The organism is Pirellulales bacterium (assembly GCA_019694455.1).
Lineage (GTDB): Bacteria > Planctomycetota > Planctomycetia > Pirellulales > JAEUIK01 > JAIBBY01.
In genome coordinates, this window is sequence record JAIBBY010000061.1 from 1 (window position 1) to 13,904 (window position 13,904).

Sequence of the window (13,904 nt, forward strand, 5' to 3'; positions counted from 1 at the left end):
ACCGTGCAGGTCATTCCGCACATCACCAACGAGATCAAGGGCGTGATCCAGAAGTTGGACGCGCCGGGCGTGGATGTCGTCATCACCGAAATCGGCGGCACGGTGGGCGACATCGAGAGCCAGCCGTTTCTGGAGGCAATTCGCCAGTTTTCGCTCGATGTGGGAGAAGAAAACTGCCTGTATATCCATTTGACGCTGGTGCCGTACTTGAAGGCGGCTGGCGAGTTGAAGACCAAACCGACGCAGCATTCGGTGGGGCAATTGCGCGAGATCGGCATTCAGCCCGATATCTTGATTTGCCGCACGGAACGGAGCCTCAGCCGGGACGACCGCGCCAAGATCGCGCTGTTTTGCAACGTGAAGCTCGACGCGGTCATCGAAGAAAAGGACAAGGATTTTTCGATCTACGAGGTGCCGTTGAGCCTGGTCGACAACCAGCTTGATGAGCTGATTGTGCGCAAGCTCAACCTGCCGGCCGGCAAGCTACAGCTTGATACCTGGCGCGACTTGCTGCACCGGCTGCGCAACCCAGAACACGAGATCAGCATCGCGGTGGTGGGGAAGTACGCCGAGCACCGCGATGCATATAAGTCGATTTACGAATCGCTCGATCATGCGGGCATGGCCAACCGGGCGCAGATTCGGATTCAACGCATTCAGAGCGAACTGGTCGAACGCGAGGGGCCGGAGCGCTTACTCTCTGGTTACGACGGCGTGCTGGTGCCGGGGGGATTTGGCGAGCGCGGCATCGAAGGAAAGATCGAGGCCATCCGTTTCGCACGCGAGCGTGAGATACCATTTTTCGGCATTTGCCTCGGAATGCAGTGCGCCGTAATCGAGTTTGGCAGGCACGTGATCGGCTTGTCAGGCGCTCATTCGACCGAGTTTGATAAGGATTCCGCGCATCCTGTGATTTGCCTGCTGGACGAGCAGCGGCAGATCACCCAAAAAGGAGGCACCATGCGGCTTGGAGCGCACCCCGCGCGGTTGGCCGCAGGCAGTCGCGCGGCGCAAGCTTACGACGCGGACAAAATCGAGGAACGGCATCGCCACCGGTATGAGTTCAACAACGTGTACCGGCAGCAGTATTCGGCACATGGGATGGAAGCGGTCGGCACTAGCCCGGAGGGTTCGCTGGTGGAGATCGTTGAGTTGAACGATCACCCGTGGTTCGTGGCGGTGCAGTTCCATCCCGAGTTCAAATCCAAGCCCACAAAATCGCATCCTTTGTTCGCCGCTTTTGTGTCGGCGGCGATCGAACGGCATGCACTGCGTGGCGAGCGCGCCAAAGAGGCGGAAACGCCGCAAGTCTGATCTGCAAATGGGGGAACCACCGATGCCTGACGAAAAGCAGCGGATCATCATCGACGAGGATTGGAAGAGCCAGGTGCAGGCCGAGCGCGACGCGGCGGAGCGGGCCGAACAAACCAAGCCTGCGGAGCGCCTGACACCCTACCCCGCCGCATCCTTCGAGGTGCTGATCGGCATGCTAGCGACGCAAGCCGCGATTGCGCTGGGCGCGGCGCAGAATCCGCTGACAGAGCAGGTTGATATCGATCTGGATCAAGCGCGGCACGTCATTGATCTATTGCAGGTGCTCGAAGACAAAACGGTGGGGAATCGGTCGCCGGAAGAGAGCGATCTGCTATCACGTCTGCTCAATGAGTTGCGGATGGGCTTTGTGGCTGTGAAGGGATATCAGGAATCGGGTGGCGGGGCCGACCAGGCCCGATGAGCTCACAGCCGAACTCTTGAGGGCACCCAGCTTGAGTTCCGCTAGCGGCTAGCGTCAACATTTTCCCCTGTTGTTGGCTATTTTGTGCGCGGCTTACAGCGTCTGGCATTGATGGGCATTCACGCTTGCGCGCAAGCCGGCTAGTCGCGGCGGAAAAAGGCGGCTAATGTTGGCGTTACGCAACGGACCGGAGTCTCTGCGCGTCGCCCAGCCACATCGAGCGCGGCCTATCGCGGAATGGAACTATCGCAGCCATCGATGGACGAGCCAATTGTCGTCACCGGCATTGGCATTATCGCGTCGGTGGGAGACCACCGCGAAGCGGTATGGCGGCAGGTCTGCGCGGGGCAATCCGGCGTGCGCCGGCTAACCGGCCTGTTGGGAATCCCCGATGAATTGATGATCGGCGCGCCGGTCGACGTGCTGGCTGACGTGCCGCGGCGCATGAAAGTGACCACGATCTGCCGGCTTGCCGCCGCGGAGGCGGTGGCGGATGCCGGCCTGGATTGGACGCGAGTGGACCGCGAGCGATTTGGCTGCGCAATCAGTGGCCACATGGGGGACACCGGGTTTGTCGAATCGCAATTAGGGATGTACGACGACAGCGCGCCGGGCGCCTTGCCTTGGTGGGCGCAGTGGATGCCCAACAGTAGTTGCGTGTCGGTGGCGAACGAATATGGGCTCCTGGGGCCGCGCATCTGCCATTCGACCGCGTGCGCGAGCGGACTGATCGACATTTTGGCCGGTGTTCGCTCGATACGAGACGGACAGTGCGACATCGCCGTAGTCGGGAGTGGCGACTTCTTGCATCCGCTGTTCGCGGCGGGTTTTGACCAGATGCGCGTCTTGGCGCAACACGACGACCCGCAGCAGGCCTGCCGGCCGTTCGATCGTGCCCGCAGTGGCTTCGTCATGGGGGAGGGAGCGGCGATTTTTGTCGTCGAGCGGCTGAGCCATGCGCGGCGGCGTGGCGCGGAGCATATTTACGCCGAGATCCTGGGGAGCGCCATGCACGCCGAGGCGCACCATGTGACGAGTCTCGACGATGACTCAACGTCGCTGGCGCATTTGATCACCGAGACGCTGCGCAAATCGAAGCTGCAGCCGACCGACATTGACTACATCAACGTACATGGCACCGGCACCGTGCAAAACGACATCGTGGAGACGCGCGGCATTCGCCATGCGATGGGCGCCGCCGCGGATCGAACGCGCGTCAGCGCGCTCAAGTCGATGTTGGGGCACTTGGTGAACGCCTCCGGCAGCGTGGAACTGGCGCTCACCACCTTGGCTCTGCGCGACGGTTTTGTGCCACCAACGGCCAATTTGACCAATCAAGACCCGCAGTGCGATCTGGACTGCACGCCGCTAGTCGGCTGCCATCTGCCGCTGGAGCACGCGATGAAGTTATCGGTGGCGTTTGGCGGACACCTGGTGGCCGTGGCAATCCGGCGTTGGCCCGACGCGCAGGCGCGGCCGGTGGAGACAGCGGCGTAGTTACTCGCCGAAAGTGTTTTTTCGTCGCAAGATGTGGTGATAGTGTTGCGCAAAGCGATGCGCCTCGTCGCGCACATACTGCAACAGCCGTAACGCATAGGAATGGCGCGACATGCGAAGCGGTTCGCTATTGCCCATGACGAACACTTCTTCGTCGCGTTTGGCCAGCGACAGCACAGTGGGAGGAGTGATTTCAAGCTGCTCGAACGCGGCCAAGCCGGCGCCAAGCTGTCCTTTGCCGCCATCGATGAGCAAGATATCGGGAAACATGTCGCCGTCCTGATCGAGACGGCGGAAGCGGCGCGCGACTACTTCGTGAATGCTGGCAAAGTCGTCGACCCCTTGCACGCCGCGAATGCGAAATCGCTTGTACCCCGGCTTGAACGGCAACCCATCGATGAACTGCACCAAGCTGGCGACCGTCTCGCCGCCGCCCAGATGAGCGATGTCGACCCCTTCGATGGTCCTGGGCGTTTGTTCCAGTTTGAGCAGCTTCTTCAGGCCGGCGAGTCCCTTCTTGGGATCGATGTAAAAGACCTCGGGCTGCACATGCTCATCGAGTTCGCCGCGCCGATCGAGATTTTCGAGCATCTGAATCTCGTCGCGTAGGCGAGCCGCCTTCTCAAACCGCAACTCCTTGGCGGCGTCGGCCATTTCGTTTCGCATTTCGGTCAGCAAGCGCTGCTTGCCACCTTCGAGGAAAAGCTGCAAGCGGCGAATGTCGCGGCGGTAGTCGTCTTTGCTGATGCGCAAATTGCAGGGGGCGGTGCATTGATTGATGCTCGCCAACAGGCAAGGGCGAAACCAGCGCCAGCGCTCGTCGTCGGCCTCAATATCCAGCGTGCAGGTGCGAAACTTGAAGATCTTCTGTAACACAGCAATCGCGCCGCGCAGCGCGCCGGCATTGGCGAACGGTCCATAGAGCTTGGTGCCGCGTTCGCTGGGCTCGCGAGTGAACTGCACACGTGGAAAGTCCTCGCGCGTGCAGATTTCCAGATAGGGAAACGATTTGTCGTCCTTGAGATCAACATTGAAGCGGGGCTGGATGTCTTTGATCAGCCGTGCCTCGGCCAACACGGCGTCGACCTCGCTATCGCACTCCAGATGGTCGATGTCAGCGATCTCGCGAACCAGGTCGGCTGTGCGTCGATCGTGCGCGGCCGCCTTGAGAAAGTAGCTCCCGGCGCGGGCTCGCAGGTTTTTTGCTTTGCCGATGTAGATCACACGACCGGCTGCGTCCTTCATCAGGTACAGCCCGGGCGTACGGGGAAACTCGCGCACCTTGGTCGCGGCGCGGCGAAATCCGAACTCGTGCGGCGACTCGTCAGACTCCGCTTCGCGCGGTTCGACAGCAGCAGCGTCGAGCGCCGCATCGACTTCGGACTCGTCCACGCTGGCGGCGTCGAGTTCCGGCAATTCGGCGTCGGCCGACGCAGGACTCAACGTGGGCGCCCACTCGATGTCAGTCGCATCGAGCGGCATTCGGCGATCATCATCTTGTCGCTTGCGGCGGGCCATGCAAGTTGCTCAGCGGAGACTTTGCCATTGTACGCGCGCCCCGGCAAATCGTCCGCTCTTGGCCTGCGCGGTTGCCGTTAAGCGAACTCGTGGAAGCCACGGCTGCGCTGGACGCTGTAGCGTGTCAGGGCTTCTTCGATGACCGGGCTGGTGGTGCTAGCGGGTTCGAATTCGTCGACGCTGACCGTCTTGCCTTCCAACGTTTTGTAGTCCTGAAAAAAGCGGCGCAACATCATCAGTCGATGGCCTGGCAGTTGCTGTGCTTCTTCATAGCCCGCGTATTCTGGGTCGTTGACCGCCACCGCTAGAATCTTGTGGTCTTTTTTTCCTGCGTCGACCATCGTCATCAGGCCGATGGCGCGAGCCGACACCAAAGTGAGCGGGGCGACCGGCTCCTGACAGAGGACCAGAATGTCCAGCGGATCGTCGTCTTCGGCCAACGTTTGCGGAATGAATCCGTAGTTGGCTGGATAATAGACGGCGGAATAGAGCATGCGATCGAGCTTGAGCAGTCCGGTGCGTTTGTCGAGCTCGTACTTGACGCTCGATCCCATCGGAATCTCGATAACGGCGGTGAATTCGAGCGGGGTGGCTCGCCGAGGGGTCACATCGTGCCAGGGGTGCATGAGACTTCTTTCGGTTGCTGTTTCTCTGTACTCGTTTGCGTCGGAAAGGCCGCGGACGCCGTGCAACCGGCGATCCGAACCAAATTCGGTTATTCCATGTTGATCTGAATCTTCAAGAGCATAGCTCCAACTGGGGAGCCCAGTTTCCGTCCGCCTCTTGTGGCAACTCGCGACTACACATTGCTGGTTTGGTCGGCATAGGTCGCCAGGTCGCTTGTCATGGCGCCGAGTCGCGTTTGTAGTTCGGCCTTGGTGTCTTCCAGATTGGCCAACATCTCCGCTGGTTCGTAGGCAAATGCGTAGAACTTCACTTTTGGTTCGGTTCCCGAAGGGCGAATGGCGACGTAATTGCCCTCCGACTCCAGATCGAGAATCACCATGTCGCCTTGCGGCAATTCGGCGGGCGTTTCGCGACCCGCTCGATCGATGATGAGCCCGCGTTCAAAATCGCGAATCCGCGACACTTGCAGTCCGGCAATTTGCCGCGGAGGTTCAGTACGCAACCGCCCCATCAATTCTCGCATACGGGCCATCCCCGACGAACCGGGCATCGTCTTCGAGACGGTCTTTTCCAGATGGCAGCCAAACTGCCAATATAGCGCATCGAGCTTTTCGTGCAGCGATTGCCCGCGGGACTTGCAGTTGGCGGCCAATTCGGCAATGAGCAGGGCAGCGACAGCGGCGTCTTTATCGCGAACGTGGGCGCCAGCTAGGTAGCCATTGGACTCCTCGGCCCCGAACAGAAACCCGGCCGGCCCGCGTTCCTCGATGAGGCCGCCGATCCATTTGAAGCCCACTAGCAAGTTACCGACGCAATCGACGCCATACGAATCGGCGATGCGCCGGACCATTTCGGTGGTGACCAGAGTTTTGGCCACGTAGCTGGTTGGCGTCAGACGCGAGCGGCGCGTTTCCAGCACATGATCGACCAGCAGCGCGGCGATTTGGTTGCCGGTAAACACCGACCACTCGCTGGCCCCGATACGCAGCGGGGCCGCGCAGCCCAGGCGATCGGCGTCTGGATCAGTGGAAATGACCAGTTCGGCGCCGCACTCACGAGCGCGCGCGATCGGCGCATCGAATGTTTCTGGGTTTTCGGGATTGGCGACATGGCCGGGCACATTGGGGAAATCGCCGTTAGGCTCGGCATGTGGTCCGAACTGCTCCACCTGGTCGAAGCCGGCGGAGGCCAAGGCGGGCAAGAGCGCGATCGCGCCGACTCCGTGCATCGGGGAGTAGATGATCTTGATGTCGCGCGGACCGGGACTGCTCTGCGCCAGCAGGGCCTCGTGATACGCGCGATCCATCCGTTCCTGGCAGTATTCGACTTGGCCGGAGTTGAGTGCTTCGGCAAAGGGGACGCGCCGGACCAATTGAACCTGCATGACACGGTCGATCACACCTTGATCGTGCGGTGGCAAGAGTTGGCCGCCCGTGGACCAATAGGCTTTGACGGCGTTGTCGCTCGGCGGGTTGTGGCTGGCGGTAATCATGATGCCGCAAGTGGAGCGGCTTTGCCTCACGGCCAGCGAACACTCCGGGGTGCTGCGAACGCCATCGAGAAAATAAACCTTGAAGCCACTCGCAACCATGATTTCGGCGCAGAGTTCGGCGAAGTGGCGGGAACGGTGACGAGTGTCGTAGGCGATGGCGCACGATAATTGAGCGCCGTCGCCATGGACTTGTCGCACATACTCGGCAAGGCCCTGAGCGCTTTCGCCCATGGTGCGATCGTTAATGGCGTTGGAACCGATCGGATACATCTTTCCGCGGCGGCCACCGGTGCCGAAGGGAATGATGGTCCAAAAGGCGTCGTCGAGTTCGCGCCATTTTTTTTGCTGAACATGTTCGACAACCTGCGGAACGTATTCGGCGTAGCGAGCGTCGGTCAGCCAAGCGCGGATATTGGCGACCGCTCCAGCCGTCAGTTGGTTTGCGGCGGCAGCTTCGTCCAGCAGCGTTAGCGCCTGTTGGGCGCTTTCAATTTGGCGAGACATTCTCAGACTCGGTTCAATTTGGCGGCCGGCTGGCGAATTCGTTTTCGCCTGCGTGAAAGAGTGAGCATGCGGACGGCATCTATTTCCAGCTTCTCATCCGTGCGTTGACCTACAGGCGCCAGAATCTGGGCGGTCCACAGATAGAATTGTGCGGAAATTGCTTTCGGCAACAAGCCATGATTCGAGGCCCTGCGTAGCGGCTAAATATCGCTTCGAAGCGGGATTTGCGACGAATCGACCGTACGACTGGGGAACCCCGTCGGTCTCGCCACGACGCTGAGGCGGAGAATCACCATTGGCGGCAATGGAAAGCCGCGCCTGTTGCGCCGGCACATTTGATCTATACTTCGCTGTGAATTGACTTTACAGGCAACTTGGGACGTGCAACTGTGTCGGAATTGATCATTAGCGTTTCGGGGCTGCGTGGCGTAGTGGGAGAGTCGCTGACTCCCGTGGGCGCGCTTCAGTTTGCCTGCGCGTTCGCGCGAGAAATCCCCGCCGGTCCCATTGTGATGACGCGAGACGGGCGGGCGACGGGCCGAATGCTGGCCGACGCGATTCGCAGTGGCCTGCAAGCGGTGGGGCGCGAAGTGATTGATGCGGACGTGGCCGCCACGCCGACGACCGGTGTTTTGGTTCGACATTACCGAGCAGCGGGCGGCATCCAAATTTCGGCCAGCCATAATCCTCCGCAATACAACGGCATCAAGTTGTTCTCGGCCGCGGGAAACGTCATTTCGGCGGCAGAGGGTCAGCGCGTGATCGACGCCTATCAAAAGGCGGAACCGTTGTGGGCCACGCACGATCACCTGGGAAGCGTGCAAACCTGCGCGCGGCCCGACGATCCGCATCTGCGTCTGCTGGAGATGATCGTCGATGTCGGCCTGATTCAGGGACGCCGCTTTCACGTACTGCTCGATTCCAATCACGGCGCCGGAAGCGACTTGGGAAGCATGCTGCTCGAATCGCTCGGCTGCAAAGTGACGGTGCTGGGTGGCGAGCCAGACGGCCTGTTCGAGCATCCACCGGAGCCAACGGAGGAGAATCTGGCGACCGTGACCGACCGTGTGCCGGCGATCAAGGCGGACATTGGCTTCTGCCAGGACCCGGACGCCGATCGACTGGCGATCATCGACGAACAGGGGCGCTATCTCGGCGAGGAGTACACACTGGCCTTGTGTGTGGACCATGTGCTGCGAAGCCGTCGCGGGGCGATTGTGACCAATTGCTCCACAAGCCGCATGACCGAGGACCTTGCCAAGCGCTATGAGGCGCCGTTTTATCGCTCGGCGGTGGGGGAAGCGAACGTGGTGGAGGTGATGCGGCGTCATGACGCGATCCTGGGAGGTGAAGGAAACGGCGGCGTGATCGACCCGCGCGTGGGCTACGTGCGCGATAGTTTTGTGGGCATGGCATTGGTTTTGGAGGCCATGGCGCAGCGCGAGATGGCGATCAGCGTCCTGGCGGACGAGCTACCGAGATACGAGATCGTGAAGACCAAGGCGCCGCTCGACGCGAAAAAGGTGGCGTCGGGGCTGAAAAAGCTGGAGAAGCACTTCAAAACCGCCACGAGCGACCATATGGACGGCCTGAGGTTGGATTGGGACGACCAATGGCTGCTGGTGCGCGCGAGCAACACCGAGCCGATTGTGCGGATCATCGCGGAGGCCCCAACCAAGGAGGCCGGCGAGGAGCTGTGCAGCGACGCAGCGGCAGTGCTGGCCAAGGCCTAGCAACGTGCGAGTAGGTGCCGGCGCCGAGCCGGTTCAATTCGCGAAGGGATTCAGGCGACTCGCGCCAAGCTGGAAAATCACGCGCAGGGCTTCTAGCGCTTCCTTGCGATTGATCTTGGAAACTCCTTTCACCCGATCGGCGAAGATGATCGGCGTTTCGCCAAAACGGCCGCCCGCGTTCTTGATATGCAAGAGAATCTCTTCCTGAAACGCATAGCCGCGCGAGCGAATACGATCGAATTCGATCTTTCGTAGGATCGACGCGCGGTAGCAGCGATATGCGCCGCTACAATCTTGTGGCGACAAGCCGAGCATGGTGCGCGCATAGAAGTTGACCGCGCGGCTCATCATCAAACGCTTGACCGGCCAGCCATCGACACCGCCGCCCGGACAATAGCGTGAGCCGATCATACAATCGACTGGCGGCCCGTTTGCCGGTTGCATGCCGGCCAGGATCGCTGGCAAATAGCGGGGATGATGGCTGAAATCGGCGTCCATGTTGACGATCTGATCGTAGCCCCGCTCCATGCCCGCTTTGAGCCCGGCGATGATGGCGGTGCCCAGGCCGAGCTTACCGGTGCGGTGCAGACATTGGACGCGTGGATCGGCGCCGGCCCGCTCGTCGCACCAGCGGCCGGTGCCGTCTGGTGAGTTGTCGTCAATTACCAGCACATGGGCGTGCGGCACGAACCCAAGAATCTCATCGACCAGCGACGGTAGATTGTCGATTTCGTTGTAAGTGGCCAATGTCACTAGAGTTTTGACTGGTGCGGTCAAGCGATCCTCGCTGTGGTTTCAAATGTGCGACAGTGTCCTGCCGGGTCGACCGATTGAACCCAAACGCTGCAAGGTTTGTCGTATTGCCAGATAGGTCGCGGCGCCAGGGCAATTCGTCAGATCGATATTCGCCCTGAGTGCGACCGGCGCCTATACTCTACATTCCCGCCTAACTCTCCCGCCTGAAAACGTCTCGCCATGATCCGTACGTCTTCGACCGCGATGCCGCTGCATGCCCGCACGGCGGTCGAACGGAGACAATTCGCTGCGCCACGCCGAGAAGCGGAGCCTACCTACGGCCGGACCTTTTGGTTCACGTACCTCTCGAACCTGTTCATCACAACGGCCAATGCGACCATGTTTCGCTATGGCGATTTCGTGTCGCTGCACGACGGCACGGAACTGGAACTGGGAGTCATTGTCGGGGCAGGCATGATCGGCAGTTTGCTGATGCGCGCCGCGCAGGGTGTGGGTATCGACACCTACGGTGTGCGCCGCATTTGGGTCATTTCCAGCGTGGGCTATGTGCTGGCCTGCGTGGGGCACTTGTGGGTGCAAGACATTCACGGCCCTGGCGTGTACGCGCTGCGGATCCTGTACCAAACCAGCCTGGCTGGGATCTTTGGCGCCTCGATCACCTATATTTCGCGTCAAGCGCCGGTGTATCGAATGACCGAGGTGGTGGGAACTCTCGGCACCTCGGGCTTCCTGGGAATGATCCTGGGCGCCTTGATCGTGGACAAACTGTATGGTTCTGGCGCCATCACTGCATCGGGCGTCGAACGCATGTTCTGGGCCGCGGCCGTAATGGGCCTGGTGTCGGGCGTATTGGCGCTTTTGGCCACACGTAAGGACGCCGCGCCAATGACGCGGCGCCGAGTGCCGGTGCTGTGGCTGCTCAAGCGCTACCATCCCGGTCCACTGCTCTTGATGGGCATCACGCAAGGGTTTGGACTGGGATTGGCGACAACCTTTTTGCGACCTTTCACCGCCAGTCTGGGCATTGATGGAATAGCCACGTTCTTCACGATTTACGCGGTAACAGCCTTCGTTACACGGCTCTCCATTCGACGGCTGCCCGAGCGTGTTGGCATTCGCCGCATGGTCATCCTGGGAGTCGGTTGCCTGGCGGCGAGCATGTTGTCGTACCTGGCGGTTCGCGCCGAGTGGGAGTTGGCGTTTCCGGCGGTACTGGTGGGTGTTGGACATGCGTTCTTGTTTCCGGCCGTCACCGCAGGAGGGAGCGCGTCGTTTCCGCGGCGCTATCGTGGTTTGGGAACGACTTTAATGTTGACGATGTTCGATCTGGGCATGCTGCTTGGATCACCCGCCACCGGCGCGATTCTTGGCCTCGCGGATTCGGCCGGGTTGCCGAAATATCCCACGTTGTTCGTGACTCTTTCTGTTTTGTTTGCGGCCGCGACCGCGTGGTATGCGATGGCGACCCGCGGGCAACTTGATCCACATCGGGCCTACAAGCTCGGTTCCGGCGTGGCACCTGGTGAACTGGCGATTCCGGCTACTGTTTCGGCAGTTCGGCCACGGCTGTGACGCTAGGCCGATCGACAAACGACTCGCCGCGCTGGTAGTGGCCCAATCTGTCTTGGATTCGGGACGCGAGCAGCGTTTCATGCTCTTTGTCCGCCAAGGCAATGGCTCGCTTTGCGGAGTCGCGCGCCGCAGCAAATTCGCCTGAGGCGGCTTGAGCGGCAGCGAGCACATCCAGCGTTCGCGCATTGGCTGATGGGTCTTGCTTGATCTGTTCCTGAACAATCTGGAGCGCTTGCTGGGGTTTGCGCACCGAACGATCGGGGCTGGTGGCAAAGACCCAGGCAAGCTCCGTGAGGGCGGCGCTCCATTTCGGCCGAACTTTTAGCGCGCCTTGATAGAGCACGACAGCGGCCTGCGAATTGCCCTCTTGGATCGCCGCATCGGCCAGCCCCAGATAAGGCTCTGGATAGTTGGGGTGCTTGGTGAGGAGCGCATCGAGCAATTGCCGCCCGGCGGCTAGACGCCCCTGCTTGATCTGGGCGTATGCCCGGCGGTAGTGCGCTTGCAACAGGCCTGGCGCTTGATGCATGGCGGATGTAAAGAACGCCTCGGCCTGGGGCCATTGCTCGTCGGCGGCATGCAATTCACCCAGCGCGTAGAGCGCGCCGACAAAGCCAGGCTGGATCTCTACCGCTTTGACCAACAGATCGCGGGCCTCTTGGCGGCGCCCTTGGCGACGACGGAGATCGGCGGAGATGTATAGCGCGTCGATGAAATCGGGACGTAGGCGTAATGCCTGGGCCAAACAGCGATCGGCGGCGGTGAACTGCTCGGTTTGGGTGTACGCATCGCCCAGCGTGGCCTGCGCCTCGGGTGATTGCGGATTGGAGGCGATTGTTTTTTTCAGATACGGAATCGCCGCTGCGGCATCGCCGCTGTCGATCAAGACGCGACCAAGGTTAGTGAGCGTTTCCAGCTTGCCCGGCGCCAGTTCATTGGCTCGCAGGAGCGCCGCTTTGGCAGCAGCTAGTTCGCGCGTGCCGAGTCGCAGCGTGCCGAGGTTATACCAGGCGAGCGCATAGCGCGGATTGATCTGCAGCGCGCGTTCGTAATAGCGGGCCGCGGTTTGCGGCTGACCACGGCGATCGGCTGATTCTCCAAGATTGGTAAACGCGACAAAGCTGCGTTTGTTGACGGTCAACATGTGCGACAGCAACTGCGAGTCGCTTTTCCAATGACTCGCCTGATGATGACTAATGCCCGCCAGGATTGCGAGAAGCACGCCCGAAGCCACGGCCGCGCCAAACGACCAATGCCGGGCCAATAGCGCCGCGGCCGCCACTGCCAGGCCGAGCACGCCGAGATAGGCATAGCGATCGGCCACAGTGCTGATTTCTTGGAATCCGAACGGGACCAGTCCCAGTGTGGGGAGTAGCGCGGCGATCAAGATTGCCAACCCCAGCAGCGCGGGCCGAACCGCTCGATAGCGAACAAGCAGCGTGGCGACGAAGGCCGGCATCAACCACACGGCGTAGAACCACCAGCGCCCCGACAGCCAGTCGTATCGCCAGCCATAGTCTGGCCCCAGTTGGAATGGCGCGACGAGCTTCCACAAGTAATGCGCCACTGCGTCGGCAGTGACGAGCGGACGCAGATACCAAGGGGCTACTCCATCAATCAGTCCGGCCGGCTGAAGCGTCGCCGTGAAACCGAGTAGCGCGGCCGACATCAGGAGCATGGCAACGAGCAGCACGCGCGTGGCCGCGCGACGATCACGACCGTAGACGGCCAGCGCGAACAACAGAATCGGCAAGCTGGCCGCCGATGGTTTTGACAACAGCGCAGCGGCGAAAAGGAGCGCGATCAGGCCGTGGCGCAAACTCGACGATTCGGATCGTGAATCGCCGCCGATCGAAAGAGTCGAAAGATAGACTGCAATTGCCGCTAGCGAGAAGAGCGCCGCAAGCAGGCCGCGCGTCTCCGTCGCCCAACAGACAGACTCCACTTGAATAGGATGTAGCGCAAAGAGCAAGGCCGCGCAGCAGGCCGCGGCCCGATGCGCCACCAGTCGCTGCACGATGCAATAGACGAGCCATGCGCAGGCCAGATGCAACAAGATGCTGCCGGCATGGACGACGCGCGGGTTGATAACCGTAGCGCCAGCGACGCTGGGGACGCGCCAAATAGCAGCCTCAACCGCGAACAGGGTGTAGGACAACGGAGCGTAGAGGCCGAGGTTGGGCTGCGTCCAAAAGCTGACCGTGCCGTCCAGCGACGGCGGATTGAGTCTCGGATCGGCCGACAGGTTGTAGTGGTCGTCCCAGCCCAGCAGGTCGAATTGCAGTGATTGGGAATAGACACCTAGTATGCACGCCGTAATGAGCAGAAACGGCGCGAGGCGTACTGTCCAGTGTGCCGCTTGAGGGGGATTCGGAGTTGGAGAAGCTGCTTCTCGCCTGGGTCCGCGCATGCCGTTCGCCTCCGACCATTGCCAAAAGTGGGGCAACGGTAGCACCGAAACGGAGTGGCG

General features: G+C 61.0%; 10 protein-coding genes. 5 read left to right on the forward strand and 5 right to left on the reverse strand.

The window, feature by feature from the left end; genetic code table 11:
- From K1X71_18370 to K1X71_18380, 3 genes are all read left to right on the forward strand, one after another.
- Positions 1-1,314, forward strand: a 1,314-nt coding sequence (locus K1X71_18370) for a CTP synthase (protein MBX7075112.1), incomplete at its 5' end; no start/stop codon positions are given.
- Between the two features lie 22 nt (positions 1,315-1,336).
- The gene (locus tag K1X71_18375; protein MBX7075113.1) at positions 1,337-1,735 is read left to right on the forward strand and encodes a DUF1844 domain-containing protein; all 399 of its coding nucleotides are present in this window, start codon (positions 1,337-1,339) and stop codon (positions 1,733-1,735) included.
- Positions 1,736-1,993: 258 nt separating this feature from the next.
- Entirely contained in the window at positions 1,994-3,232 is a 1,239-nt protein-coding gene (locus K1X71_18380) for a beta-ketoacyl-[acyl-carrier-protein] synthase family protein (GenBank protein ID MBX7075114.1), read from the forward strand.
- On the opposite strand, the gene K1X71_18385 is transcribed toward K1X71_18380, so the two are convergent.
- The 3 genes from K1X71_18385 to K1X71_18395 all read right to left on the reverse strand — a co-directional run bounded on the left by K1X71_18385 (position 3,233) and on the right by K1X71_18395 (position 7,373).
- The gene (locus K1X71_18385; GenBank protein ID MBX7075115.1) at positions 3,233-4,714 is read right to left on the reverse strand and encodes an excinuclease ABC subunit UvrC; all 1,482 of its coding nucleotides are present in this window, start codon (positions 4,712-4,714) and stop codon (positions 3,233-3,235) included.
- A 113-nt stretch (positions 4,715-4,827) separates the two neighbouring features.
- A complete protein-coding gene (locus K1X71_18390; protein ID MBX7075116.1) occupies positions 4,828-5,376 on the reverse strand; it encodes an inorganic diphosphatase in 549 nt (182 codons plus the stop codon).
- 173 nt (positions 5,377-5,549) lie between these two features.
- A complete protein-coding gene (locus tag K1X71_18395) occupies positions 5,550-7,373 on the reverse strand; it encodes a phospho-sugar mutase (GenBank protein ID MBX7075117.1) in 1,824 nt (607 codons plus the stop codon).
- Between the two features lie 389 nt (positions 7,374-7,762).
- Here K1X71_18395 and glmM point away from each other — a divergent pair, with 389 nt between their 5' ends.
- Positions 7,763-9,106, forward strand: coding sequence for a phosphoglucosamine mutase (gene glmM, locus K1X71_18400; GenBank protein ID MBX7075118.1), 1,344 nt, complete (start codon positions 7,763-7,765; stop codon positions 9,104-9,106).
- A 33-nt stretch (positions 9,107-9,139) separates the two neighbouring features.
- Here the strand turns inward: glmM and K1X71_18405 are convergent, their stop codons facing one another.
- Positions 9,140-9,883 carry a polyprenol monophosphomannose synthase gene (locus tag K1X71_18405; protein MBX7075119.1) on the reverse strand — a complete coding sequence of 248 codons (744 nt, stop codon included), beginning with the start codon at positions 9,881-9,883 and terminating at the stop codon, positions 9,140-9,142.
- A gap of 198 nt (positions 9,884-10,081) precedes the next feature.
- Between K1X71_18405 and K1X71_18410 the strand changes: the two genes are divergently transcribed.
- Positions 10,082-11,434: an MFS transporter gene (locus tag K1X71_18410; protein MBX7075120.1), complete on the forward strand. Its 1,353-nt coding sequence runs from the start codon at positions 10,082-10,084 to the stop codon at positions 11,432-11,434.
- On the opposite strand, the gene K1X71_18415 is transcribed toward K1X71_18410, so the two are convergent.
- The gene (locus tag K1X71_18415; protein ID MBX7075121.1) at positions 11,403-13,844 is read right to left on the reverse strand and encodes a tetratricopeptide repeat protein; all 2,442 of its coding nucleotides are present in this window, start codon (positions 13,842-13,844) and stop codon (positions 11,403-11,405) included. The two genes, K1X71_18410 and K1X71_18415, sit on opposite strands and share 32 nt — an antisense overlap.
- Between the last annotated feature and the right edge of the window lie 60 nt (positions 13,845-13,904).